The following is a 24,575-nucleotide window of genomic DNA, read 5'->3' on the forward strand; positions in this document are numbered from 1 at the left end:
ATTTAATTAATGAATTAATGATTCTAAAATGTGAAGTTTCTAATTTTCTCAATAATTTTAGGTATTTTAGTCTCAACTTCTACTGTTTTTGCAGATGAATACGTAATTGATATTCCATTAGGAGCATACAATCCTGAATTAAATACTCCGGCAGAAGTATGGTATGATCCTCCACAACTGTATGCTACAGTTGGTGATACCATTACTTGGTATAACGATGACAAGGAAGGTCACACAGTTACCAGTGGAGAAGGATCTGGAAGGTTTGGATGGATGAGCGATAACTTTGGAACTCCTAATGGAATCTTTGATAGTGGTAGATTCATGCCAGGAGAATCATGGTCTTACAAATTTGAAGAATCTGGTACATTTTCATATTATTGTACTATCCATCCTTGGATGGAAGGTGTTTTAATTATTGAAAAAGCAATTCCAAATTACCCTCATGATGCAACTGGTGCAAAAATTGAATTTCCATTACTTCAATATACTCCAGATTTAGGTATAGAAGTTAACCTTTCATGGGATCCACCTGTGATCAAAACTCATGAAAAAGTACAATTTGTATATCAATTCTATGATCCTCAAACAAATTCTAATCTTGCAGAAATGAAATACAATTTTGTTATATTCCAAAATGGAAAAGAAATTTTTCGAGATGAAGGACTAAGTCAAATTGGTGGTGACTATAGAAATTTTGTCTTTAGTGATTCTGGTTCAATCATTATAAGAATCGAAGGGATTCATACACCATCGATCTTTGCAGAGGAAAGTGTAACTGTATTTGGAAACATAGAAAGTAAAGAACAAAGATCAGTTGATTTTACAACTGCTGTATATGATAATCCAGAAAAAACTACTCATGAAACCTATCATACAAAACCTGCTCAAAGATTAACAACTTATTATGAATTAATGTTAGTAATCATTTTAGTTCCTGGGATTTTGTTTATTGGAGCAATGATTTGGTTAAAGAAAAAACCAAATACTCGACAAGAAAATTCTGGTGCTGTTAAAATCTAAAATAATAAAAAGAAATTAAAAATTGTTGAATTAATCTAATCGATTAATTCGGTCCAACCTTTGACGAAGACTGAATTCTTGTAGAGTGGAACTGGTTGTCCAACAGTAAAGTCCATTGGTCTCATCCAAAAGATTGCTTTTGTTGGGCATACACCGATGCATGCACCATCAGAAATACATCTTTCTGGGTAGAAAACAAATGCTTTACCTCTCTTCCAGCCTTCAACTGGTTTTACTCTAAGGACATCTGGGCCTAATGTTGTACAGATTTCTACACATAGTGCACATCCGATACACATTTGTTCGCTGATGTCTGGAATAATTCCTACTGGCATAACAAAATAAAATCTTGATTTGTTCTTAATATAATTTACCTAAAAATTTCGTCTTATAACGGCGTTTCATATTTTATAACGGCGTTTGAAATCTGATCGTAATGCGATCAAATCTTTTCAATTTTGAATGCTTTTGAATTAGAGCCTTCCATAGTAAAAATCATGTAATTTGGATTTTTTTTAATAAAATAAACACCTGTTTTTTTTGATTTTATGATCTGTTTTCCTCCTGGTGATATAACCCATCCTAAATTTTCTTTCCTTCTTGCCATTCCAGTGACTATTACTGATGAATTTGTTTGATTGGCAAGAGATGATAGTAACATAATACATGAATTGACAAATCTCGCAGATTCAAGATCATCAAACATATTGTATACTCCATTAAACGAATCAATTACAACTAAAAACTTCTCTTTTGAAACTTTGGAAATAATTTCAACTAACTTCTTTTCCCAGTTTTCCTTTTCTGGATGAAAAATTATTACATTATTTTTTTTCTTTATCATGCCAGATTCAACATATCCAGTATAAAGTAAATCCAAATCTACGTAGATTGTTAAGATTTCAATCGAATTCATTAATCTATAAAGAAATTCTGCCTTGTGAAATGGTTCAGAACATAAAACTAAACTTGGAATATTTGACTCAAATTCGTTTTTAATATGTTCAAAACTATTATCTAAAATCAGCTCAGAACTTTTATCCAACACCATCATAGCATTTTACAGATATAATAATGAATTTAACATCAAAAGATATTTCAGATGATTTTCCAGATTCAAACAAAATCTATCTAAATAATGCATCAGTATCTTTGATGCCTTCTCAAAGCATAGATGATATGAAAGAATTTCTAATATCATACAACTCTATAGGTCCTGACTCTAAGGATTCAGAACCATTTGTTGCTGAAAAACTCCAGAATGTTAGAAAGATAATTGCAAAAATCATATCATGTCAACCTGACGAAGTAGTTCTTACTCAAAGTACAACTGATGGAATAAATTTTGTTGCAAATGGTATCTCTTTTGATGATAAATCCAACATCATCCTTCGTGGTATGGGGCATGAACATCATGCAAACTATTATCCATGGTTACAACTCAAAGACAAAATCTCAATAAAAAATCTGCCTATAGATAAAGATGGTTTTTTCAAATTACACGATTTAGAATATTTCATTGATGATAATACAAAACTAGTAATACTTAGTCATGCACTATATAACACTGGCTCAATATTACCTGTTGAAAAAATCGGAAAAATTCTTGATAATAAAATTCCATTTTTTCTTGACAGTGCACAAACTATAGGATGTATTGGTGAAATTGATGTATCTAAAATTAGATGTAATTTCATGTCCTTTAATGGTTCAAAATGGCTTTGTGGTCCAATGGGAACTGGACTATTTTATTGTAGTAGAAAGTCAAGTGAATTGCTAAAACCTATGACTATTGGAGGTGAATCAGCAATAATTTACGATGAAACTAACCTTGCTTTCAAAGAACTGCCAGACAAATTTCAAACAGGTTTTAGAAATTATGTTGGGATAGTTGGTTTAGAATCATCTGTAAGATATTTGCTGAATTTTGGAATGAAAAATATTCGTGAAAAAAATCTATATCTTTCAAACCTATTCAGAGAAGAATTATCAAAAATTCCAAATATCATTTTGCATGGACCTGATGATCCAAATCATAGAACTAGTATTGTGTCTTTTAATCTCAAAGGACAGGACTCGCAAGAAATAGTAGACAAACTTGAGAAACAAAATATTGTTTTAGCAGTAAGGGAAATTATGAACCAAAAAATTATCCGAGCATCCCCTCACTTTTTTAATACTGAATCTGAAATGCTTCAGACAATTGATGCGATAAAGAAATTATAGATTTTCTTGTTCTTCAATTACCATCATGGTCAATGTTGATTGAACTTTACTAATTTTTCTGACTTTGTTGGTGATAATTGTACGTAATTTTTCAGAGTCATCCGAAGTTAATTTCAAGACAATATCATATACACCATAGACTCCTTGAACCTCATATTTTACATCCTCATCTGCAAGAATTTGTTTGACTTCGGCAATTATTGATTCATCTGATCCTAAATCAGAATTTAATAGAACATATGCAGTAGGCACAGGTTGATTTTCATCAAACACTATTTAACTTTTCATAGTTAAAAAACTGATTAATTACCAACAGATAATATCGATATGAAACCTATAGATCTTACACTTACAATATCAAAATCCATTCCAAGTTTTCCTGGTTCCCCAAAACCTCAATTCATTTTATGGTCTGACATCAAAGATGATGGATATAATCTTGAATTGTTATTCCTAAGTTCTCACACTGGAACTCATATTGATGCACCATATCATTTTGTTAAAAACGGTATCAAAATCCATCAAATTCCACTTGATAGGTTAATTGGTAAAGCTATTCTAATTAAACTCAAAAAACTCAAAAATTCCCAAATAACAAAACAAGATATCATGATATTTGAAAAAAACAATGGCATAATCCCAAATCATTCGTCAGTCTTCTTTTTTACTCAATGGCAAAAAAATCTACAAAAAGAGAATTATTTCACTGAAAATCCTGGACTAAACAAATCAGCTGCAAATTATCTTATATCAAAGAAGATCAATTTAGTTGGCATAGATTCTCCAAGTATAGATCTAGGAAATGATTCATCTTTTCCTGTTCACCATATTCTCTCAAAAAACAATATTTTGATTGTAGAAAATTTAACAAATTTGAATAAGATTTCTTCTATAGAATTCAACTTTACAATTCTTCCATTAAAACTTAAAGATGCAACAGGTTCACCTGTTAGAGCATTAGCATCATGACTTTTCTCTTAATTTCGCAATGCTAAAAATACAGCAAATTACATTGCATAATATGAGTAAACCTGGTAATCTTTGGAGAAAAGTTCATGGCAGAATTACAAAAAAACCTACAAACTTTTCTTGGTTAATTGAAGAAAAATTAGCTGGTTCAGGAATTCCCACTAGTTTTGATGAATTTAATTGGCTTTTAGATCAAGGAGTAAAATCAATTGTTACTATGACTGAGAATGCTTTACCTGATAATTGGATACAAGATATTGGTTATCTACATGTTCCAACTCCCGATCTTACTGCTCCTGATATGGACAAAATAGATCTAGCAGTAGATTTTATTCATGAGCAAATTAAAAACAACCAATCTGTAATGGTTCATTGTGCTGCTGGAATGGGGAGAGCAGGTACAATCCTTGCATGTTATTTTGTAAAATATAAAAATTTCACAGCAAACGATGCAATTAAAAAAATACGTGATGAAAGACCTGGATCTATTCAATCTGAAGTACAAGAACTAGCTATTGGTTTTTATGAAAAACATGTGAGAAACTAGTTTAAACAAATTCAGAAACTAATTTTCCATCTACAACTTTAATTTTCAAAGTTTTATTTTCTTGGAAAATCAAAGTAAGATCTCCATCTGAATCAGGATCTTCAACTTTTACAAGTTCTAACATTTTGATTGCATCAAATTTTTCCATTCATATTCACCTATTCTGGAATTGATACGGTCTCAATTTTTCCATCAACTGCCTTGATAAACAAAAACCTGTTGTCTTTTAAGATAAAGGTAATTCCATCTTCTTTATCTGGTTCTTCAACTTCAAGAACTGGTTGTCCTAACAGACCATCGTATTTTGCCATATTAATTACCCAAAAAAGTTCCTTATATCCCTAATTGATGATTATTTCAATTTCGCCGGAGCCGTTCTTAATACTGCCTGTTTCTGTATAGTCATGTTTTTGCCATGATGCAAATGCTTCAGCACTAATCTTGTGTTTTCCTTTTCCCAAATCTGATGCTTTGAAAACAAATTTTTCATCAAAGTCAAAAAGCTCTTGTCTCACTTCTTCTTCAGTTAGTCTGATAAATGGCTCAAAATTTTTAGCTACTTGAACCCAAATTCTTCTATCTTTCATTGGATTGACAAGTTTAGGATTCCTTGTCCAAAATATAGATGCCTTTCTGTAAGTATCAATAGTCCGCCCCAATTCCTTCTTTCTGAATCCGCCTGATGTCAATTTTACCCCATATTTCATCTTGAATGAAACATCATTATTGTTGTAGGCTTTGGTCCAATTTGCTTCATTGAAGGCATTTCTGAGGTCTCCTTCAACTGAAAATTGGACATTAATCACTACATTTTCATCAGATGAGTACTCATCCTTAGAATTTACTAGTTTTATATCTGAAATCCTACTTTCTCCCATTCTTACCGCTCATAATGATTTATATCCGCAATAAGTGCTTTTTCTGAATACATGAACGCACAAGTGATCAGTTCTGAACCCAAAGAAATCAGCCTTTCAATCACTGAAACTGACATAGGAATTTTATACATTATTCAACACGAACTCCTAAAAGGATCAAATATTGACTTTGCAGGAGTTATAGTCAAACATCCACTCACCAATGAATGCTGGATGAGAATTAATTCCAGTACAAAACCGCTAGGAGAAATTAAAAAAGCAACAGATTCCGCAATAAAAATGGCAGAAGAGCTCAAACAATTATTTAATTCTAAGATTAAGGTAAATTAGATTGAAATTTTGCCCCAAATGTGAGGTCAAATTAAAAAAGGGTACTTTAGGCCTTGAATGCTCTAAATGTGGTTATATAGAAGGACAAAAAGCCAAAGAAACAAAAAAAATTATTGATGAGGACGAACCAGATTTTTCACTTTTAGCTTTTGAAGGAAATGAAGGCGAAGACACTAATCCAACGATCAAATTAGAATGTGAAAAATGCGGTCATGATGAGGCAGTTTGGTGGATGTTTCAAACCAGAAGTGCAGACGAACCCACAACTAGATTTTACCGTTGTCAGAAATGTAAATACACTTGGCGTGATTACGCATAACGTTTAACTGGAACTTTAAGACAAGAAAATTGATTTGACTTTTGGGGCAAAAACAAGTGGTTCAGATGATCTAAAGGCAATTATTTCTGCAATATCTACACTTGTTGAAGAAGCTACATTTGTTGCAACAGCAGAAGGAATAACTTTTAGAGGTATGGATCCATCACACGTTGCACTAATTGATATATCCTGGCCAAATTCTGCATTTGAAAAATACGAATGTGATAGTGATATTAAATTTGGAGTAAGAATAGATGAGTTCTCAAAACTTATCAAAAGAGCAGACAAAAAAGATAGTATAGAAATTAGTATATCTGAACAAAACATGTTACTTGTTACAGTTGGAAAAAATAAAAAATACAAAATGCGATTAATTGAAAGTTCTGCAACAGATACTCCTTTACCAAAAATTCCATATGATTCTAAAATTATATTATCTTCTTCAAAGTTTGATAAAATTCTAGGAGATGTACAAGTAGTCTCAGACTATTTGACAATTCATACTACTGATTCAAAAGGTGACTTTTCAGGCAAAGGTGATTCTGGAGAGGTAGTAATTGAACTGGAAAAAGAAGACGAAGAGATTGAAGAAATTTCTTCAAAAGAGGACAGCATTGGAACTTACAGCCTTGAATATCTTAATCCTGTAGTCAAGGCAGTAGGTACGACTGTAGGCTTTATTACATGTGAGTTTTCAAGCGCAAAACCACTTAGAATTGAATTCAAAGTAGCAAATATTGGCAGAATTCACTTCTATTTGGCACCACGCGTAGAAAGTTAAAGCATTTAAAGATTAACTAATTCAAGTACTTTGAATTGAGACTTGTAATAAAATATGGTGGAACATCAATTTCTGCTTCCAAAGATATCCAAGCTATTGCCAAACACATTAACTCATTATCAAAGAAGCATCAAATTGTGGTTGTTTGTTCTGCAACAAGTGGGACAACAGATGATCTAATAGAGATCTCCGAATCCATAAAAAAAGAAAATAAATCAAAAGCTGAACAGCTTGCATCAAAGATTACTAATAGACATAAACAACTAGCAAAACAAACAATCAAAAAACCTGATCTGCAAAAAAAATTATTAAGAAAATTAGATGAAGATTTTACAGAACTTCTTTCATTAATTGATGGAATGGTTTTACTTGGTGAGGTTACATCCCGATCAATGGACTATCTAATTTCATTTGGTGAAAGACTATCAATTAAATTAGTTTCATCAGCAATAAATGATTCAGGCAAAAAATCAATTCCTCTTACTGGAAAAGAAGTTGGAATAATTACTGATTCTAATTTTGGTGAATCAAAACCATTAATGGATACAACTAGACTTAGAGTTTCAAAAACAATAGATGATCTGTTTTCAAAGAAAACAATTCCTGTAGTTGGAGGATTTGCTGGTGCAGATCAACATGGGCACGTAACTACATTTGGTAGGGGGGGTTCTGATTATTCTGCAACAACTATTGGTTCTTGCATAAAAGCAGACGAGATCTGGTTGATGAGTGATGTAGATGGATTAATGACTGCTGATCCAAAAATTGTAAAGAATGCAAAATTACTCAAAGAGGTATCGTACATTGAAGCAATAGAAATGGCAATGTTTGGTGCAAAACAGATCCACCCAAGAACATTTGAGCCACTACTTTCAAAGAAAATTCCAATGAAGATCAGAAATTCCTTTAATACAAAAAATGAGGGAACATTAGTAACCGTATCCCCATCAGAGTCTTCAAAAAATACTGTAAAATGCGTAAGCAATGTCCAAAATAATGGGTTAATAGATATCCGAGGAGGCAGTATGGTTGGAACGCCCGGAACTGCAGCTAAAATATTTGAAACTTTGGCAAAATCGGGAATCAATGTGATGATGATATCTCAAAATCCCTCAGAATCCAGCATTACTATTGTAGTCAAGAACACTGATCTTGATAAAGCAGTAAGTGCATTAGAGATGGAATTACTAGGAAAAATCATCAAAAAATTAGAAATTACTACTAATGTCGCAATTATTGCATTAATTGGTTCAGGAATGAGAGGAACAGTAGGAGTTGCTTCAAGAGTATTCGGCGCAATAGAGAAAAATAAAATCAACATATCAATGATAACCCAAGGATCATCAGAACTCAATCTGGCATTCGTGGTAAAAAATTCTGATACAAATACTGCAGTACGTGCATTACATGATGCATTTGAACTTGATAAAATCAATTAAGACAAATCATTTAAGGGCATAAACACAATCATACTTGTTGAATAAACTAATTGTTTTTCTAGTAATTGGAATTTTTACGATTGGTATAATTTCTATATCTACTATATCTGATCAATTTGCAAACGCAGGTTCCACGAAAAAAGTTCACTTTACTCAAACTATAACATCTTCTCAAGATCCCGGACAAGGACATGAAAATCATCAGTTAGCACTAATTCTTTCTCCAAATGAAGGCACCTTATATGATGGTTCTATGACATTCACCTCAAGTGATCCCGTTCAGATAGTTGTTTTACATGAAATCACTTCACAGGACGCAAAAGGCCAACCAACATGGACAGTTGACGGAAAAACAGTTTATGGATTATCTTTAATTGATTTAAAGGAAAAATCAGGTTCTTTTGAATTTACAGGCGCTGCACTTGCATTACATTCTCCAAATTCAAAAGAATTCACTTCAACAGTAAGTGTAGATGGTTGGATACGGGGACAGCCTACTGAAGTGATAATGCAAAAAATTGAATTAGAAAAAGAAGATCCATCATTATTTCTTTCAAGGGCTAATGTTCCAGCTACAATTCCAATGCATAAAGGAATCTATAATGGGAATCAAGTTCTATACATTATAACTGATGGAAGTGATGAAGATTTTGCAAAAACTATTTCAGGAAAACAAGGATGGAATGTTGAAGTTGCTTCAGCTATTTCAAACATACCAGAAAATACCCTACAAAAAATATTCATTTTTAAAAATGGCGTAAAAGGTGACGGAATATACGGATTTCAAAATGAAGTTTTTTCTAGTACACCTTCACAAGAATCTCAATACAGTGCATTAAATTCTGTAATTGAAGTTACATGGAAAAAAGGACAAAAAGAAACAATATTTGAATCTGCAACCGACATTATCACTGCTCAAGAAAACGGACGTATAGAGTTTGATGAAACAGGAATTGTCCTTAACACTCCTCAAATTACTTGGCCAGATGGAACTATGAAGGTACGTTCTGACAAAGAAATTTTTGATGATATGCAGTATGGTGGAGGACAAATAATTGAAATCAATAAAGAAGAAATGACTGTGACTTTTGTTGCACATAGAGGTTGGGGACCTGATGGAAGAACAATTTACTATATTGTTACTGATGCTACTCCTTTAGGACCTGCAGAGACAATGGGTGTAGTTTCATCACCAACTTCTGCAAATCTTATTGCACATTCTGGCGCAGTTGATCTTTTCCAATTTAAAAATGGAATCAAAGGATCTGGTCCATTAGGATATCAAGCAGGAATTGCAGGCGCTGCACTTGATGATAAAAATTACAGTCCGATGTGGCGAATTTATCTGGTTGAATGGAATGATCCAGAATCAGCTAAAATTTTGGAGACAAAAGCCGACATTGATTCATTTCGTGCTGATGGTTTACTTTCTGTTAGTATTGCAAGACCGCTAAACAGCGATCATATAGTTAATTGCCCATTCATAGATCCATTCCAATAGAATTATCACTAAAGGGATAAATTACTTGGCAAAAAAATTATTTTGAAATTGCCTGGTAAACTCTACATTGTTGGTGTTGGTCCTGGACATCATGATCACATGACATTTAGAGCCAAAGAAGTAATTGAAGAAAGTGATACAATCGTTGGTTATGAAACATATGTAAATTTAGTTCAAGATCTAATTGAAGGAAAAACCGTTTATCGTTATGCAATGACACAAGAAGTTGAAAGAGCTCATCAGTGTATTGACCTTGCGAAATCTGGAAAAATTGTTTCACTAGTATCAAGTGGTGATCCTGGAATTTATGGAATGGCTGGATTAATTTATGAAACACTTGCAGAATCAAATTGGAATCCAAAAGATGGTCTGCAAGTAGAAATTATTCCAGGCGTATCTGCACTTAATTCGTGTGCATCAATTATTGGCTCACCATTAATGACTGATTTTGCAGTAGTTAGTATGAGTGACTTACTAGTTCCATGGGAAATTATTGAGAAAAGAGTTGAAGCAGCAGCACAAGGTGATTTCGTAATTGTCATTTATAATCCAGCAAGTAAGAAAAGAATTCATCAATTACAAGATACAAGGAAAATTCTTCTAAAATATAGAAAACCCACAACCCCTGTTGCAATAATTAAAGGCGCATTTAGAGAATCAGAAACAATTGTTATGACTGATTTGGAAAACTTGCCTAATCATTCTGACAAATTAGGAATGATTAGCACTGTAATTATTGGAAATTCATCTACATACACTTACAAAGATTTGATGATAAATCCAAGAGGATACAAATCAAAATACAATTTAGAAGAACAAACAAATCCTGATCTTAAAGTTTAGAAACTTTTTCGTATAGCATCATTAACTTCTTCGCTTAGATTTAGCTTTTCTCTAATAGGAGAAATCACTTTAACCAAATAATTTCCAACTGTTTGTTTCAAATCTCCTGGATGAAGTTTCTTTTGAGCAAAATCTGTTTCTAGTTGTTCATAATTAGTATATGATACATTTCCACCGAATTTTTCAGGCCTCTCTACTTTTATTTCATCAAAATCATGAAAGATTACAGTTCTTGCAATCTCTAGCAATGGGTTATTTTCAATATTTGCTTCTTCACACCATGCCTTGCTAATCTTTTTCATAATTTCATCATCCGTATTATGAATAAAGATACCTGAATTTGGATCAGATTTGCTCATTTTGCCTAATATTTGAGAATCACTTGTATCTACAGGTTTTGACAGTCCAGGCAATAGCTTATGATGTATTGCGACAGGAACTTTCCATTTCATTTTAGGAAAAATCTCTCGAACTAACATGTGGATTTTTCTTTGATCCATTCCGGCATGAGCAATGTCTACATCCAATGAGTGAATATCTACTGCTTGCATTGCAGGGTATAGTAATTTGGCCAAGTCAATTTTTTTATCATCTTCTGAACGTCCCATAATTGTTAGAGTTCTCATAGTTCTTGCAATTGACATATGTTTTGTAAATTTCACAAGTTCAGACCAGTATTCAGCTTTTTCTTCATACAATTTTGAACCTAAAACAATCTTTGCTTCTGGACAAACTAACTTGAATGCATCTTGATAATATTTTGAAACTTTTGATATTGTTTCCCAATCTCCACCTAACTTATCATTAATCAACGTGTGCCAATCTGCAAGAAATACTGTGCATTTAACACCTGCTTTAACAAAGTCATTAATTTTCAAACCTGTGCTGATTAAACTACCAAGGTGTAAAAAACCAGATATTTCAAGTCCAATGTAATGTTTTGGTGATGAATTTGATTTGAATAATTCAATTAACTCATCATGAGTTACTACCTCTTCGGTTGGTGGTCGTTCAATCAGATCTATTTTTTCTGTAATATCCAAATCAAAACAACTTTTATGATCTAAACGTATAAAGTTATTCAAAAATTCTAGATGAATTTAGAAACTTTGAATATGAGACAATGTCTATTCTCTTTATGACTCTTGAAGATGGATTAAATTTGATAGAAAATTACAAGAAAGCACTTCAAAAATTCCTAGATACATTACCTGAACAATCTGTTCAATTAGGCTCAGAAATGATCCAAACTCTTACAATGAATTCTAAAAATGAAATGAAAAACTTGGACGCTATTGAAAAAGCATTAAAAAAACCACCACAATACGAATCTGGTTTATCAGAATAATTTTCAAAATTTTATTTGCAATTCTTTTTGTGTTTTCTTAATTCCTCTTGAGTATCAAATTCAGTTCCACATATTCTACATTTTTCTTTTTTCTTATTGTGTGCCTTTTCGTTATGTTTCTTTAATCTTTCAGAATCAGAAAGAACTGTTCCACACTTTTTACATTTTAATTGATTACTACTAGACCCAAATAATCCCATGTCGAAAGTATTCACGCATACTAGAAATAGTTTTTTTGAATAATGCTGAATTGCCTACTCTGCTTCAGATATATCCAGGCTTTTTCTAGGCTTTATACTAAGATAAAATGCATGGGCGCTGATGATAAACGCTGCAAGAAATACCTTAGTTGCAAAAACCAAATTCCACGGTCTGTCAGGATCTGGATATGCAACTGATAGTCTATCTATATCTGGAACCATTCCATCGATAATTCCTGCTGTCATTTGTGCATTTAATACTGTAAAATTGTATATTACCTCATAAAGTGTAATAATTGAAAATCCCAGTAACATTAACTGAAGCAACGCCATCTTTATTCCAACAATTTTATTTCCTGCAGTTCTCCTCCAACCTATTCTTGAAACACAATACCATCCAATAATTGTAGAAAAAAATATCCATGTAGATACTCTTGCAAAATTTTCAAATGGGATTGTAGTATTGTGAATAGCCTCTCCCATCACATAGGTTCCATTTTCCATCCATTCTATCATAGTAACATATACGCCAAAAACAAGAGATGACAACATTATGAATCCACAAATATAGAAAACATACAGATAGACTTTGTAACCTGAATCTGTTTTCTCAAGATGACGTGGTTTCATAATGCCGTTTGCCAAATTTTGAAATATAAAAATTCATGTTTCATCGATGAGATTTATAGACTAGTTATAAACAGCATTACTGTTGAAGATTGCAATTAACATCCCAATCGTAGGCAAAGAAGAGATATCTGCTGTTACTAATATTCTAAAAAATGGTGCTTTAACCTCCTCTGCTAGTCAGGGTGGAAAACATGTTCAAGACTTTGAAAGAACTGCGGCTTCTTTTGTTAAATCGAAATATGCTATTGCAGTAAATTCAGGAACAGCTGCACTACAGGCAGCTTTACACGCATTAGACATTAAAAAAGGAGACGAAGTTTTAGTTCCATCATTTACCTTTGTTGCTACTGCAAATGCTGTTATTTCAACTGGAGCTAAACCTATTTTTGTTGATATTTTAAAAGAAAATTATACAATTAATCCAGATGATCTAGAAAAAAAGATTAACAAAAAAACTCGTGCTATTATCCCGGTGCACCTATATGGAAATGCAGCACATGTGGAAAGACTTTCTGAAATTTCTAAAAAACATAATCTTCCAATCATTGAAGATTCTGCACAATCATTAGGAACAACTTACAAGGGAAAACATACTGGTACTTTCTTTGAAATGGGTTGTTATAGCATGTATCCTGCAAAGGTAATGACTTCAGGCGAAGGCGGATTTGTTGTCACTAATAATAAAAAACTTCGAGACAAGCTATTGATGATTAGAAATCATGGAATGGTTCATGGATATGATACTAGAATCTTTGGACTAAACTTACGATTACCCGAAATTAATGCCGCAATTGCAACTGTTCAAATGAAAAAACTTCCAAACTTTTTAAAATCCAGAAAAAAAAATGCAGAACTATTATCAAAACTGATCTCTGATCTAAAACTTGTACTTCCTAAGCAAAGAAAAAATGAAAATGTAAATTGGTATCTTTATACAATTGCTATTGAAAAACGTGATAAAATTTTGAAAAAACTCAATGAAAAAGGAATTGGCGCTGCATCTTATTATCCAACACCAGTTCACAAAACTCCATTTTACAAGCTAAAAACTAAACTTCCTGTTACAGACTGGGCTGCCTCGCATGTACTTTCTTTACCTATTCATCCGGGTGTGACTCAAAAAAATATTGAATTCATTGCAAAAATACTGCATGAAATACTATGAATGCTATAGGCGAAATAATTGGAGAACTCTGCAAGGCTATTTTACCTATACCTGAAGAATATTTCACTGGAAATCCTAACTCATCTATAGCGATTTGCACCCTTTCTAGCATAGATTTACTCAAAAAATTTTCCAATTCTGAAATACTAGATGATATTGCTATAGTAGGACGTCTGTTATCTGAAAATAAAGGAATTGATTCAATCATTGAATATGTAAATAGTAATCAAAAAATTAAAACCATCATAGTTTGTGGAAAAGAAGTTTGGGGTCATAAATCTGGGGATTCATTATTTCAATTACATAAAAATGGAATTGATAAAAATTTTAAGATAATTAATTCTTCTAGTCCTGATCCATATCTTACAGTTTCTGAATCTAAAATAAAATATTTTCAAAATAATGTTAAACTTGTAAATTTAATTAACGAAACTGATTATGAAACAATTCTAACCAAAATCAGATTTTTCTAGTAACCATTCCTCTGCCTTTCTCTGTTGATTTCATTTTTCTTTTTGTATTCATCCACAATGTCGTCTGGTGTAAGATTGAGTTCAAGTGATGCTTGAACAACAAAATGCCATATGTCAATTAATTCTTCTCTAGCTTCAGCTTCGTTAAATTGTGTTGGTGTTTTCCACCATTTCCAATTTGTAGTTCTTTGCAGCTCTACTGCTTCATGCATAATTGCAGTACATAATGCAGAAACTCTTCCTTCGGAATCTTTTGGATATCTATCCAAATTCATCATTTCAGATAACCCTTTTTGAAGTTTGAATATTGTATCTAACCTGTCTTCAGACATTTCTTGTGTCAAGGATAAACTAATTTGAGAAATTATTGAACTTAAGTCTTTTTAGAAGCGGATCATTTTTTCATAAATTTTAACTCGTTTTGAAATATCCTCATTTTTGATCTTTAGTAGTCCATCTAATCCATATTTTTCAACTGCAAAAGATCCTAACACATTTCCATACACAACTGCTTTTTTTATTTCAGACATGCTAGTTGATTTCTTACTTGCAAGATATCCTATCATTGCCCCTGCAAATGAATCTCCTGCTCCTGTAGGATCTACTACATCTTCTAACGAAAAACCTGCTGTTGGAAAAATCACATCATCATAAAACATCAAGGATCCATGCTCACCTTTTTTGATAATTACGTATTTTGCCCCCCAATTCATCATTTTTTTTGCACATTTAATCAAGTTGAATTCTTTGGTAAGGAGTTTAGCCTCTTCATCATTAATTACTACTGCATCAACAGCTTTTATCATTTTAATGACTGCATCTCGCTTGGTCGAAATCCAAAAATCTATAGTATCACACATTGAAAATTTTACTTTATCAAATTCTTTGATTAGTGATGTATTTTGTTCAGGATCATTATTTGCTAGATATACAAATTGAGATTTTCTATAATCTTCAGGTACAGCTGGTTTAAAGTCAGCTAATACATTTAATTCTGTTTTTAAGGTTGATCTAGTACTTAGTGTGTTATCATAACTTCCATCATAGCGAAATGTTTTACCTTCTTTAATAGTAAATCCTTGTAAATCCAGACGTTTGGATAAGATATCGTGATGTCGTTTTGGAAAATCTTTACCAACTACTGCAATCAATCCTGTCTTTACAAAATTACTAGCTGATATCGCAGCAAAAGTTGCTGCACCCCCTAAAACATTTTTCAACGTTTTTTTTGGAGTTCTAATTGTATCTAATGCTGTTGAACCAAAAACAGTAAGCATTAACAAAGAAATTAATTTTGATGTATAAATTCTCTTGCTTGTTCTTCTGTTGGATAATAAACAAATGGGACATCAATAGATGTTATCCATAAATCATATTTTGTAATGCCAGTAATTTTTACTGATTCAGATTCTGCATTATCATTTGAATCTGTATGGAATGTGCCTTTTACATGACTACTATCTAATGGATACAATGTGAATGACTCTAGTTTACCTTTTCCTATCATTTCTTCATTTGAAATAACAAAGAATTCTGTTTCACCTGCAGTCATGATTAATAATGATGGATTCTTAAATTCTAATTCTATGTTATAGTTTGAAGTCTCATCATTTTGGTGTAATAATTCACTCTGAGAAACACTTACTCCTATTTGTGATGCAGAAGCATATTGTGAATATCCAAAAATACTCATTCCTAATACAAAGAGCACAAATAAACCGCCTTTTTTGGATGACTTCATGACTAGTAATTACAAAATTGCATTTTAACTAAAAAGGGAAAAAATACCAATAAATTGTGTAAAAGTTTTGATCTACTCTTTAAGCTCCTTAGAGCTAACAGAATAAATCAAAATTAAACAATAATTTTTTGTTGGCTAGAATTAAAGTAAAGATAGGCGAAAACGAAATTGAAGTCGATTCTAGAGATTTTTATGTTGATAATCAAACTTTAGGTGAAATAATTGACAGTATTTCAAATCATTTACCAGAAAACCAGGCAAAAATTGTTTATGAAACAGAACTCATTCCAAAACCATCTGAAATCAAACAAGACAATCAATACGGTTTGGAATATTTGGATAATGCTGAGGTAAGTGAACCAGAATTTGATGAACCACAATACATTACTTCTAATGAAATCAAATCAAAATTAAGAATTTTAGAAACGAGTCGATTTTTTGATTCCCCAAGAACAGTGACTGAAACTGTTCAACAACTTAGAGAATATGGTTGGTCTGCTAGTCCTTTGGATGTCTCAAAAGCTTTGGCCAAGATGGCCTCAAACAAAGAAATTATGAAAAATTCTTATGAAAATAGAACTCATTACTTTGTTGAAGAAGCATTAGTTGCTAACTAGAATAATTACATTTTTCACAAATTGAAAAAGTTTCGCCATCTAAGTGATCAAAATGTGTATTGCATTGATTACATGTATGATGCATATCAAAATATCCATCCTTCTCAATTTCACTTATTCTATTAGATTCAAGATCAGTGCCATTACACTTTATGCAATGACAGCCACATTTGATTTTCATCCGATATTCATGTATATATCCAATACCTATACAAATCATTGGAAAAGAAAAGGGAAATTCCTATAGAAATTGATGATCATTTCAAGCTTTTTGGAAAAGAACCGTGGGAAGTAGATTACGGTGAAAAATGCCCTGTTTGTGAGGTTAGGATCGATGAATATGGTTTTTGTTCATGTGGTTCTAGCGGAGATTAACTTTTCTAATTAATGGAGTAATAACAATTATCAAGAATCCCATTGCCAATGGAGCTATTATTGGAAATTCAGGAACCACAGTAGTTCCAATAATTGTCACTTCTCCTGTAGTTTCAGGTCTTATGTTAAGCCATACGTGAGTTCCATTGTTGATATATTGATTAAAGTAAATTTTTTCATCATCAAGAAATACTGCATATGGTCCCCATAACAATTCTAATGGGATTATTGTAGTAACAAACCTATTCTTTTCAGAAACATCAAATGTAATGCTCTTTGTTGGTTGATCAAAAACAAATCCGTCTATATTCGAATGACTTCTAATCTCTACAAGAAATTCTTTATCTTCCCATTTTATGTTTTGATAAATTTTTGGTTCATTAATGGAGTATTCCAAAATCATTTGACATCCATGACATGTTATTCCTTTTTTTTCATCAAGATATATTGGTCTTTCATTTGCAAATATCAAATCAGCTTCTTCAGGTAAAATAAAAGAAGTTGTTTCAAGATATCTAAAACTCCATGTCCATACATTATCTTTTTTAGAAATTGCATGATCAAGATCATACTCTACAATAGAATTATTATCAGATGGAAAAATCAATATTCCTGCATTATCGCCAATAACAGAGAATTGTTTTTCTTCTCCTTTTTCATTTGTTACTGATAAATTTGAAACTGTTCCGTAAATTAACTCAACTTGTTTTGGCAAATCGGTTTTACTTATAACATGCTTCACATGCACATCTCCTACTGAATTTATTACTATTTCAACAGATTTTTGTGAGGCTTTTTCACCAAACGAAATTTGAGCGTCAATTGTAGGAATAATTGAAATTATTAATAAAATTACTAAAAATCCAAAGATCTTACTATTCATTTATTCCACAGTTACATGAACCATTTGTGCTTTTTCCAAAGGACAATCATTTCCGTCTCTTTGAAGATTCACGATTTTATCTGCAACATCCATGCCTTCTGTCACTTCTCCAAACACAGTATATTGCCTATCTAAGAATGCACTATCAGTGGTAACAATGAAAAACTGAGAACCCGCACTATCTGGATCTTGTGATCTAGCCATAGATACTATGCCTCGTAAATGCGATCTTGAATTAAATTCTGCCTTGATATTATATCCTGGTCCTCCCATCCCCCATGATCCTTTGTTATCCGTTTTTGTGTTGGGATCTCCTCCTTGTATCATAAATCCAGGAATGACTCTATGAAATAGAGTGCCATCGTAAAATCCATCCTTAGCTAATTTTTCAAAATTTCTAACTGTCTCAGGTGCTAATTCAGGTAGAAGTTTAAATGCAATCTTTCCAAAATTTGTTTCAATATTTACATTACTCAATATGGACTCTTTTATCGTCTTATCATAAGAGTCTTTTGTGAATTCTGATTTAAAAAATTAATTTTATATTTTAAGTATGTTGGAAAATTCATATCAATCAGTACGTTTTTCGTTGATAATTTTTTTAGGTGTGGACTTTGAAAAAATTATTATTTTTTCAAAACAGAAAATCAGAATTTCTTATATGTTATTTTTTAGAATTTGAAAAGTTATAGTCTTATATAGAACAATTAAAGTTTAGAATCTGTTGAATCGTACAAACCAAAGCACGATAATTAAAGAAGCAATTAATTCTTATCTTGACAAAGGGGTAACGGACAAACAAGATATCTACACCAAAGTAGTTGATGAACTTGGTGTTCCAAGACCAACTGTAAGAAGAGTTGCAAGAGATCTACGAACTGAACTATTGCAAAAAATCCAAATCTTACAATCCGATATGCCCAAAGTATCTACAACCTCTGAAGAAGACGAATAAATTCGGCTCCTTTTTCTTTTTAATTATAATACCATTTTGTGGTATTCAGCATTACTGTTATAAATAATGAATTTTTTAAATTATTATGGGATATTTGGGCAACCACCTGGCCACTGTTTCCACAGGAATATTTGCAGCCGTACTTACAGGACTTTGGGCATTTTGGGATTTATCACCAATACTAGATTTCATATTTCTGATGGCAGTTCCAATAACATGGTTTTTGACATTTACATGTTGGATATCACAAAAAAGTACTGACTATATGCATAAACATGCATCATCTCATGCTCAAACTGAAAAAAAAAGCTTGAGTAGCTCACAAACAATTCAAACAACAACCAGTGGTAATCAAGTTACTCTTTCAGAAATTAAACAAATTCAATCAGAATTATCTACAGAGCTTAACAACCTAAAAGAATCTGTAAAACTAAAAGATGGTGAAATTGAAAGATTAAACCAAGAAATTTCTAATTTACAAACACTTGTTCAAATCGAATCATTAAAAACCGAATTGGCTAATTTGAAAATGCTAGCATCTAAAAGAAAATAAAATTTCAAGATCTAATTTTTACAATGAGAGCACTCTATACCGTGATTTTCCTTACAACCCGGGCAACTAACAGCTCCTCCATAATGACATTTACAAGAACACAATTCAGTAAGATCCTTTTTCAAACTTAACAATATACATATGATGATGTTATTATTTGATTCTTCTATTTTTAAGACAAATCAATTAAAAATCTCTAATTCAAATCATTATTCAATCTCAAATCTATTTTACAAATATTACATTACATATGTTAATTATTAATTTCTTTTATGAATCAATTTTTAGAAATAAATGAACAATTCTGGAGAAATAAATTATAATTTTTCAAAATCTCTAACCTCAAATTCATCTATCCTAAAATAATCAGTTATCAAAATAATCACTAATAGAAAACACATTTTCATTTTGATAATTATTCAAATTTTTTGAATATTTTATTTATAATTCAAAATATTTGTACACCAATTTTATCAAAACCTATTGAAATGTTGTCGAAAAATTTGCAATTAAAAATCATATTATAAAATAATTTTTTGGCATGATTATTTTATAAGATCTAATCCTATCGTAATTTAGATCCCATTGCTAAAGTTTCATCCACCATCTCTTTTAGTCGATTCTGTGCATCTGTATCTAACATGTTATTTTCCTTAACTGAATCTGTAGTTAAAAATACCGCCTTTGGATTCGTTATTACTCTAAAATATGATAATAACTGAGTTATTAACGTCTGGACGTCTATAAAACCAATACTTCCAGAAGCTAAAATTGTTATTCCTGCAACTTTTCCGGCCGTTTTTTTATAATTGATATATTCAAATAAATTTTTCAATGACGAACTAAAAAATGAATTATAGATTGGTGATCCAATTAACCATACATCTGCATCCATTATGTCATTTGCTGCGGTCTTTGTAGCTTCATTATATTCTTCATCTGGTCCTCTGTAACATTCAATCTGACCTTCTGATAAATTAATTAATTTCGTTTCTTGATTTTTTGATTTTGCATAATCATAAACATATTTCATAACAATTTGTGTATTAGCATTCTTTCTTGGACTGCCTGAAATAACTACAACCTTCATGTATCAAGAAATTTGTTTCTGTATTTAAGTTTCCATTAATTTTTAAGCGGGCTTGGAGGGCTTCGATCCCTCGACCTGTAACTTAGGAGGCTACTGCGCTATCCATGTTGCGCGTCAAATTGACTCTGCGCCACAAGCCCAGCAAAAAAAATACTCTTAATTATTTAAGCGTAATCAAGATTGTCCTTGATCATTTTTTGAATATTTTTCCAATTGTTATTTTCTTTATCATTCCACTTTTCAAAATATACAACATCTTTCAATTCTAGTCTTGGTAACCATCCAGCAGTTTCAAGATCTGGTTTTTCTGCAAAATCATCAACATAACCTAAACACAAGTATGCAACAGGAATTACATGTTCGGGCAACTCTAAAACTTCTTTTAGAGTTTCATTTGATAGTATGCTTACCCAACCAAGACCTACTCCTTCAGTTCTTGCTGATAACCATAAATTCTGAATTGCACAGCACACACTGTAAAGACCTGCCTCAGGAATACTTGATCTACCAATCACAAATGGTCCAAATTTTGTAGGATCATATGTTACACACAAATTTACAGGAGATTCTGAAATTCCCTCTAACTTGAATGAAAGATATTTTGATCTTTTTGGCTCTTCAATCAATTGTGATGAACGTTTTTTTTCATCCTGAAAAGATTCTTTTATCTTCTTTTTTGTTTGATCATCTTTAATTAAAATAAAATTCCATGGTTGTGAAAATCCAACTGATGGAGCATGATGTGCAGCATGAAGAATTTTTGATAAAATCTCATCTTCTATAGGTTTGGAGGTAAAATGAGATCTTACATCTCGTCTTGAATAAATTGCCTTATAGAAGCCTCGTTTTTCATCTTCGGTAAAATCATCTGTCAATATATTTCTCCTTTATTCTTCTTTTGTTAAACGTTAATAATGTCAATCTTTAGTTTTGTACTTCATTGGGCCGGTAGTCTAGCTGGTTAGGATACCGCCTCGACACGGCGGTGATCGTGAGTTCGAATCTCACTCGGCCCATTTTTAATAACCAGTTTTGAATTCTTTCTGTGCTTCGCTCCAAGAAGATTGAGTAGTAATACTTCCTTCAGCACTAAAACTAGTGATTTTATTATCTATTATTGCTTCATAAATTTCTGTATTGACATCGTCTTTACTTAAAACAAATGTATTTTTCAAAGGAATTTCGGCACCTGAACTAAACAAAGCCCTTCCAGGCAATGCAATATCTGCCGTAGAATAAATTCCAGAACCTAATAATGTTTCATCCCCATAAAGATTGTATTCTATTACTGAAACTGTAAATGTTTTATCACTTGGATTTTTTACTAGAAATGTCACTTCAAATTTTGCTTGATTATTTATTGAACTAACATCTATCAATTCCACATTTGTTAATTCAATCTCAACTTGATCAAGATCTACATTATCAAGACTAGCATAATAGACAATTCCTCCCATTAATCCTAAAACTCCAATTACTGCTGCATAAACTGTCGTCTTGCTTTGAAGAGCCATTCCATTGTCTCAGATCATAAATAACTAAAAAACGTTATCAAGATCCAAATACATAATATTTAATCAGAAATATCATTATCTATGACTGCATTAGAACAAGCAATTCTTACATGGATACATCTTGTTTCAGCTGCAATATGGGTAGGTGGTTCACTTTTCATTGGAATTGTTTTTTCTCCACTTCTAAAAACTATGACTAGTTCTCTTGAAGAAAGAATGCAAATTATGATTCGTGTAGGAAGACGATTTAACAAAATTGCTGTTCCCTCATTAATTATTTTGATGGCTACTGGATTATACAGTTCGCATATGTTACTTGGTAAACCTGATTTACTTGTTGCAACAAGCTATGGAACATTTCTTATTATTAAAATAATTCTTGTTATTGCGTTAATAATTACATATGCAATACATGTTAGAGTAATTCGTAAAGACATTGAAGAAAAAATAATGTCAAACCAAATGCCTGAATCTCAAATTCAAAAATTAAGAAAAAAAATTATTATTCTTGGAGAAATTACTGTAGTGTTATCAGTGGCAATTTTATTTTTTGCATCTTTACTTGATGCTGGAGTTTGATATTCCCTCAACAATTACTTCAAAACCATTAGTTAACTTCCCAACCCCATATTTACAACCTGTAATTTTTGACGTCACAAACAAATTTGTCTCCAAATGTTTTGTAATGTCTTTTATCAAAAATGTAGTTTTTCTAGGACCTAGGCTTGCAGGAACTACAAGCATATCTGCTAAATTTTCATCCACGCTTTGTAAATTATTAATAAATTTATCAAAGTCCAAATCAAAACTTTGTGTTTTTTTATTAAATAACGAATCTACTCCAATAATGGAATTTTCATCAATACTGTAAATTAATAATGATGCACCAGAATCTATTGCATCTTCATTTTTAGTTTCTGTTTCTACATTAAAATTTTCGTCTGATAACTTTTTTTTGATTCGTTTAATTTCATTTCTAATTATTTCAATCGGGATTTTTGAGAACGTACAAATTAATTTTACATTATTTGTTTTTCTTTTTGAAAATAATATTGATTTCAAACGAGAAGGATATACTTGTAATTTTACTTCTCCACCTCCTTTGGGATAATAGCCTCGTTTAATTAATTGAAGAGAAAATTCTATGCCCATTCTTGAATATGCTTCTTTTAGAATATGCTGTGTATACTCAAAAGAAGGACTCCAAGGAACATCTGTGCCTCCCTTAATTGTTAAACTTAATTTTTTTTGGGATATTGCAACTACCGGAATCAATACTTGTAAAATTAAAGTAATACTTCCAGCAGTACCTACATCTTCACTTAATTCTAAATTATCAAGATCTCTTGGAATGAACTTTAATTCTGTAGAACCTATTTCTGCTCCAATTACTTTTGCATTTGAAATTTTCTGAAGAATTTTAACAGCTGTTAGATGTTGTGGTCTTAATCCAGGAACTTTTCTGTTTTTTCTTATATTTTCTAAATGAATTGATTGTTTTGTAATACATGCAAGTGTAATTGCTGAACGTATTATTTGACCTCCTCCTTCACCAAACTCTCCATTAATTTTCAAAAAATTCATAGTTTTTTTCACCAAGTACTCTTTATGATACTTTTTTTACAAAGAAATTTTCTATATTTTTGTATGAATGGATTGTTAATAGGACGATTCCAGCCTTTTCACTTGGGTCATCTTGAGGCATTACGATTTGCACTATCTAAAGTAGATAGATTATGGATAGGTTTGGGCAGCTCAAATAAACCTACAGAAAAAAACAATCCATTTTCTGCAGAAGAACGAAGAGAAATGATTCTTTCATCAATTAATGATTCTATGAAAAAGCGAATTTCAATTTATTTTATTCCTGATTTGGATAATCATGTTAAATGGATTGAGAAAATAGATACTATTGTACCTAAATTTGATATAGTTTTTTCTAATGATGAATTAACAAATCATCTGTATTCTAAAAGAACAGTCAAAGTAGTTCCAATTCCATTTTTGAAAAGAAATGAATTATCTGGAACCAATATTAGAAATTTGATAATTAGCGATCAAAAATGGGATCATCTTGTTCCTGAAGGGACAAAAAATTTTTTGATAAACACTAGCGCCAATGATCGTTTAAAAAATCTCTAATTATAAATAAACCCCATAACACACTGTGATAGA

General features: G+C 31.6%; 37 protein-coding genes and 2 tRNA genes. 20 read left to right on the forward strand and 19 right to left on the reverse strand.

The window, feature by feature from the left end; translation table 11 throughout:
- The first annotated feature begins 30 nt into the window (after positions 1-30).
- Positions 31-1,023: a cupredoxin domain-containing protein gene (locus OO712_RS00200; protein WP_109877547.1), complete on the forward strand. Its 993-nt coding sequence runs from the start codon at positions 31-33 to the stop codon at positions 1,021-1,023.
- Positions 1,024-1,058: 35 nt separating this feature from the next.
- Here the strand turns inward: OO712_RS00200 and OO712_RS00205 are convergent, their stop codons facing one another.
- Positions 1,059-1,358 carry an ATP-binding protein gene (locus OO712_RS00205; protein ID WP_007402606.1) on the reverse strand — a complete coding sequence of 100 codons (300 nt, stop codon included), beginning with the start codon at positions 1,356-1,358 and terminating at the stop codon, positions 1,059-1,061.
- A 107-nt stretch (positions 1,359-1,465) separates the two neighbouring features.
- Complete coding sequence (locus OO712_RS00210; RefSeq protein WP_225866929.1) at positions 1,466-2,077, reverse strand: hypothetical protein; 612 nt, start codon at positions 2,075-2,077, stop codon at positions 1,466-1,468.
- A gap of 20 nt (positions 2,078-2,097) precedes the next feature.
- On the opposite strand from OO712_RS00210, the gene OO712_RS00215 reads away from it, so the two are divergent.
- Positions 2,098-3,249, forward strand: coding sequence for an aminotransferase class V-fold PLP-dependent enzyme (locus tag OO712_RS00215; protein ID WP_109877546.1), 1,152 nt, complete (start codon positions 2,098-2,100; stop codon positions 3,247-3,249).
- On the opposite strand, the gene OO712_RS00220 is transcribed toward OO712_RS00215, so the two are convergent.
- A complete protein-coding gene (locus tag OO712_RS00220) occupies positions 3,244-3,501 on the reverse strand; it encodes an Lrp/AsnC ligand binding domain-containing protein (protein ID WP_109877662.1) in 258 nt (85 codons plus the stop codon). The genes OO712_RS00215 and OO712_RS00220 overlap by 6 nt on opposite strands.
- 75 nt (positions 3,502-3,576) lie before the next feature.
- Between OO712_RS00220 and OO712_RS00225 the strand changes: the two genes are divergently transcribed.
- A complete protein-coding gene (locus OO712_RS00225; RefSeq protein ID WP_109877545.1) occupies positions 3,577-4,218 on the forward strand; it encodes a cyclase family protein in 642 nt (213 codons plus the stop codon).
- A gap of 52 nt (positions 4,219-4,270) precedes the next feature.
- A complete protein-coding gene (locus tag OO712_RS00230; protein ID WP_109877544.1) occupies positions 4,271-4,765 on the forward strand; it encodes a dual specificity protein phosphatase 23 in 495 nt (164 codons plus the stop codon).
- Between the two features lies 1 nt (position 4,766).
- On the opposite strand, the gene OO712_RS00235 is transcribed toward OO712_RS00230, so the two are convergent.
- The 3 genes from OO712_RS00235 to OO712_RS00245 are packed head-to-tail and all read right to left on the reverse strand — an operon-like array spanning position 4,767 to position 5,643.
- Positions 4,767-4,913, reverse strand: a complete 147-nt coding sequence (locus OO712_RS00235; protein WP_200829111.1) for a hypothetical protein — start codon at positions 4,911-4,913, stop codon at positions 4,767-4,769.
- A gap of 10 nt (positions 4,914-4,923) precedes the next feature.
- On the reverse strand, positions 4,924-5,076 hold the full coding sequence (locus OO712_RS00240) for a hypothetical protein (RefSeq protein WP_200829110.1): 153 nt from the start codon (positions 5,074-5,076) through the stop codon (positions 4,924-4,926).
- A 30-nt stretch (positions 5,077-5,106) separates the two neighbouring features.
- The gene (locus OO712_RS00245; protein WP_109877543.1) at positions 5,107-5,643 is read right to left on the reverse strand and encodes a hypothetical protein; all 537 of its coding nucleotides are present in this window, start codon (positions 5,641-5,643) and stop codon (positions 5,107-5,109) included.
- A 51-nt stretch (positions 5,644-5,694) separates the two neighbouring features.
- Here OO712_RS00245 and OO712_RS00250 point away from each other — a divergent pair, with 51 nt between their 5' ends.
- Genes OO712_RS00250 through cobJ form a run of 6 tightly spaced genes read left to right on the forward strand, consistent with a single transcriptional unit; the run spans position 5,695 to position 10,856 of the window.
- Complete coding sequence (locus tag OO712_RS00250; RefSeq protein ID WP_109877542.1) at positions 5,695-5,973, forward strand: RpoL/Rpb11 RNA polymerase subunit family protein; 279 nt, start codon at positions 5,695-5,697, stop codon at positions 5,971-5,973.
- 1 nt (position 5,974) lies between these two features.
- Positions 5,975-6,292: a transcription factor S gene (locus OO712_RS00255; RefSeq protein ID WP_109877541.1), complete on the forward strand. Its 318-nt coding sequence runs from the start codon at positions 5,975-5,977 to the stop codon at positions 6,290-6,292.
- A gap of 34 nt (positions 6,293-6,326) precedes the next feature.
- The gene (gene pcn, locus OO712_RS00260; protein WP_109877540.1) at positions 6,327-7,073 is read left to right on the forward strand and encodes a proliferating cell nuclear antigen (pcna); all 747 of its coding nucleotides are present in this window, start codon (positions 6,327-6,329) and stop codon (positions 7,071-7,073) included.
- Between the two features lie 35 nt (positions 7,074-7,108).
- On the forward strand, positions 7,109-8,512 hold the full coding sequence (locus OO712_RS00265; protein ID WP_109877539.1) for an aspartate kinase: 1,404 nt from the start codon (positions 7,109-7,111) through the stop codon (positions 8,510-8,512).
- Between the two features lie 37 nt (positions 8,513-8,549).
- Positions 8,550-10,013, forward strand: coding sequence for a DUF7482 domain-containing protein (locus OO712_RS00270; RefSeq protein ID WP_109877538.1), 1,464 nt, complete (start codon positions 8,550-8,552; stop codon positions 10,011-10,013).
- Positions 10,014-10,061: 48 nt separating this feature from the next.
- Positions 10,062-10,856: a precorrin-3B C(17)-methyltransferase gene (cobJ, locus tag OO712_RS00275; RefSeq protein ID WP_109877661.1), complete on the forward strand. Its 795-nt coding sequence runs from the start codon at positions 10,062-10,064 to the stop codon at positions 10,854-10,856.
- Here the strand turns inward: cobJ and OO712_RS00280 are convergent.
- A complete protein-coding gene (locus OO712_RS00280; protein WP_109877537.1) occupies positions 10,853-11,899 on the reverse strand; it encodes a tyrosine--tRNA ligase in 1,047 nt (348 codons plus the stop codon). The two genes, cobJ and OO712_RS00280, sit on opposite strands and share 4 nt — an antisense overlap.
- A 95-nt stretch (positions 11,900-11,994) precedes the next feature.
- Here OO712_RS00280 and OO712_RS00285 point away from each other — a divergent pair, with 95 nt between their 5' ends.
- A complete protein-coding gene (locus OO712_RS00285; RefSeq protein WP_109877536.1) occupies positions 11,995-12,204 on the forward strand; it encodes a hypothetical protein in 210 nt (69 codons plus the stop codon).
- An 11-nt stretch (positions 12,205-12,215) separates the two neighbouring features.
- On the opposite strand, the gene OO712_RS00290 is transcribed toward OO712_RS00285, so the two are convergent.
- Both OO712_RS00290 and OO712_RS00295 read right to left on the reverse strand, forming a co-directional pair.
- Positions 12,216-12,404 (reverse strand): C2H2-type zinc finger protein, encoded by a 189-nt coding sequence (locus tag OO712_RS00290; RefSeq protein WP_109877535.1) that lies wholly within the window; start codon positions 12,402-12,404, stop codon positions 12,216-12,218.
- A 54-nt stretch (positions 12,405-12,458) separates the two neighbouring features.
- Positions 12,459-13,034, reverse strand: coding sequence for a hypothetical protein (locus tag OO712_RS00295; RefSeq protein WP_109877660.1), 576 nt, complete (start codon positions 13,032-13,034; stop codon positions 12,459-12,461).
- 82 nt (positions 13,035-13,116) lie between these two features.
- Between OO712_RS00295 and OO712_RS00300 the strand changes: the two genes are divergently transcribed.
- Positions 13,117-14,199 carry a DegT/DnrJ/EryC1/StrS family aminotransferase gene (locus tag OO712_RS00300; protein ID WP_200829109.1) on the forward strand — a complete coding sequence of 361 codons (1,083 nt, stop codon included), beginning with the start codon at positions 13,117-13,119 and terminating at the stop codon, positions 14,197-14,199.
- Complete coding sequence (locus tag OO712_RS00305; protein WP_109877533.1) at positions 14,196-14,672, forward strand: tetrahydromethanopterin S-methyltransferase subunit A; 477 nt, start codon at positions 14,196-14,198, stop codon at positions 14,670-14,672. The genes OO712_RS00300 and OO712_RS00305 overlap by 4 nt, the downstream gene beginning before the upstream one ends.
- On the opposite strand, the gene OO712_RS00310 is transcribed toward OO712_RS00305, so the two are convergent.
- The 3 genes from OO712_RS00310 to OO712_RS00320 are packed head-to-tail and all read right to left on the reverse strand — an operon-like array spanning position 14,669 to position 16,413.
- Complete coding sequence (locus OO712_RS00310; protein ID WP_109877659.1) at positions 14,669-15,004, reverse strand: dUTPase; 336 nt, start codon at positions 15,002-15,004, stop codon at positions 14,669-14,671. The two genes, OO712_RS00305 and OO712_RS00310, sit on opposite strands and share 4 nt — an antisense overlap.
- A gap of 51 nt (positions 15,005-15,055) precedes the next feature.
- A complete protein-coding gene (locus tag OO712_RS00315) occupies positions 15,056-15,949 on the reverse strand; it encodes a PfkB family carbohydrate kinase (RefSeq protein ID WP_109877532.1) in 894 nt (297 codons plus the stop codon).
- Between the two features lie 11 nt (positions 15,950-15,960).
- A complete protein-coding gene (locus OO712_RS00320) occupies positions 15,961-16,413 on the reverse strand; it encodes a hypothetical protein (protein WP_109877531.1) in 453 nt (150 codons plus the stop codon).
- A gap of 131 nt (positions 16,414-16,544) precedes the next feature.
- On the opposite strand from OO712_RS00320, the gene OO712_RS00325 reads away from it, so the two are divergent.
- The gene (locus tag OO712_RS00325) at positions 16,545-17,030 is read left to right on the forward strand and encodes a hypothetical protein (RefSeq protein ID WP_109877658.1); all 486 of its coding nucleotides are present in this window, start codon (positions 16,545-16,547) and stop codon (positions 17,028-17,030) included.
- A 219-nt stretch (positions 17,031-17,249) separates the two neighbouring features.
- Positions 17,250-17,405 carry a hypothetical protein gene (locus OO712_RS00330; protein ID WP_200829108.1) on the forward strand — a complete coding sequence of 52 codons (156 nt, stop codon included), beginning with the start codon at positions 17,250-17,252 and terminating at the stop codon, positions 17,403-17,405.
- Here the strand turns inward: OO712_RS00330 and OO712_RS00335 are convergent.
- The gene (locus OO712_RS00335) at positions 17,392-18,288 is read right to left on the reverse strand and encodes a hypothetical protein (RefSeq protein WP_109877529.1); all 897 of its coding nucleotides are present in this window, start codon (positions 18,286-18,288) and stop codon (positions 17,392-17,394) included. The genes OO712_RS00330 and OO712_RS00335 overlap by 14 nt on opposite strands.
- The gene (locus tag OO712_RS00340) at positions 18,289-18,765 is read right to left on the reverse strand and encodes a peptidylprolyl isomerase (RefSeq protein ID WP_109877528.1); all 477 of its coding nucleotides are present in this window, start codon (positions 18,763-18,765) and stop codon (positions 18,289-18,291) included.
- A 247-nt stretch (positions 18,766-19,012) separates the two neighbouring features.
- Here OO712_RS00340 and OO712_RS00345 point away from each other — a divergent pair, with 247 nt between their 5' ends.
- Positions 19,013-19,243, forward strand: a complete 231-nt coding sequence (locus OO712_RS00345; RefSeq protein ID WP_109877527.1) for a hypothetical protein — start codon at positions 19,013-19,015, stop codon at positions 19,241-19,243.
- A gap of 85 nt (positions 19,244-19,328) precedes the next feature.
- On the forward strand, positions 19,329-19,796 hold the full coding sequence (locus tag OO712_RS00350; protein ID WP_109877526.1) for a hypothetical protein: 468 nt from the start codon (positions 19,329-19,331) through the stop codon (positions 19,794-19,796).
- Positions 19,797-20,361: 565 nt separating this feature from the next.
- Here OO712_RS00350 and OO712_RS00355 read toward each other — a convergent pair.
- The 3 genes from OO712_RS00355 to bluB all read right to left on the reverse strand — a co-directional run bounded on the left by OO712_RS00355 (position 20,362) and on the right by bluB (position 21,761).
- Positions 20,362-20,886 carry an NADPH-dependent FMN reductase gene (locus OO712_RS00355; protein ID WP_109877525.1) on the reverse strand — a complete coding sequence of 175 codons (525 nt, stop codon included), beginning with the start codon at positions 20,884-20,886 and terminating at the stop codon, positions 20,362-20,364.
- A 47-nt stretch (positions 20,887-20,933) separates the two neighbouring features.
- Positions 20,934-21,026, reverse strand: a tRNA-Arg gene (locus OO712_RS00360).
- A 24-nt stretch (positions 21,027-21,050) separates the two neighbouring features.
- Entirely contained in the window at positions 21,051-21,761 is a 711-nt protein-coding gene (gene bluB, locus OO712_RS00365; protein WP_109877524.1) for a 5,6-dimethylbenzimidazole synthase, read from the reverse strand.
- Between the two features lie 67 nt (positions 21,762-21,828).
- On the opposite strand from bluB, the gene OO712_RS00370 reads away from it, so the two are divergent.
- Positions 21,829-21,902: transfer RNA gene (locus OO712_RS00370), tRNA-Val, on the forward strand.
- Between the two features lie 3 nt (positions 21,903-21,905).
- On the opposite strand, the gene OO712_RS00375 is transcribed toward OO712_RS00370, so the two are convergent.
- Positions 21,906-22,400 (reverse strand): hypothetical protein, encoded by a 495-nt coding sequence (locus OO712_RS00375; RefSeq protein ID WP_109877523.1) that lies wholly within the window; start codon positions 22,398-22,400, stop codon positions 21,906-21,908.
- An 81-nt stretch (positions 22,401-22,481) separates the two neighbouring features.
- On the opposite strand from OO712_RS00375, the gene OO712_RS00380 reads away from it, so the two are divergent.
- On the forward strand, positions 22,482-22,979 hold the full coding sequence (locus tag OO712_RS00380) for a CopD family protein (RefSeq protein ID WP_109877522.1): 498 nt from the start codon (positions 22,482-22,484) through the stop codon (positions 22,977-22,979).
- On the opposite strand, the gene rtcA is transcribed toward OO712_RS00380, so the two are convergent.
- Complete coding sequence (rtcA, locus tag OO712_RS00385) at positions 22,959-23,984, reverse strand: RNA 3'-terminal phosphate cyclase (protein WP_109877521.1); 1,026 nt, start codon at positions 23,982-23,984, stop codon at positions 22,959-22,961. The genes OO712_RS00380 and rtcA overlap by 21 nt on opposite strands.
- Before the next feature lie 63 nt (positions 23,985-24,047).
- Between rtcA and OO712_RS00390 the strand changes: the two genes are divergently transcribed.
- The gene (locus OO712_RS00390; RefSeq protein WP_109877657.1) at positions 24,048-24,542 is read left to right on the forward strand and encodes a nicotinamide-nucleotide adenylyltransferase; all 495 of its coding nucleotides are present in this window, start codon (positions 24,048-24,050) and stop codon (positions 24,540-24,542) included.
- Positions 24,543-24,575 lie beyond the last annotated feature (33 nt).

Origin of the sequence: Nitrosopumilus zosterae (assembly GCF_025998175.1) — an archaeon.
Taxonomy (GTDB): domain Archaea; phylum Thermoproteota; class Nitrososphaeria; order Nitrososphaerales; family Nitrosopumilaceae; genus Nitrosopumilus; species Nitrosopumilus zosterae.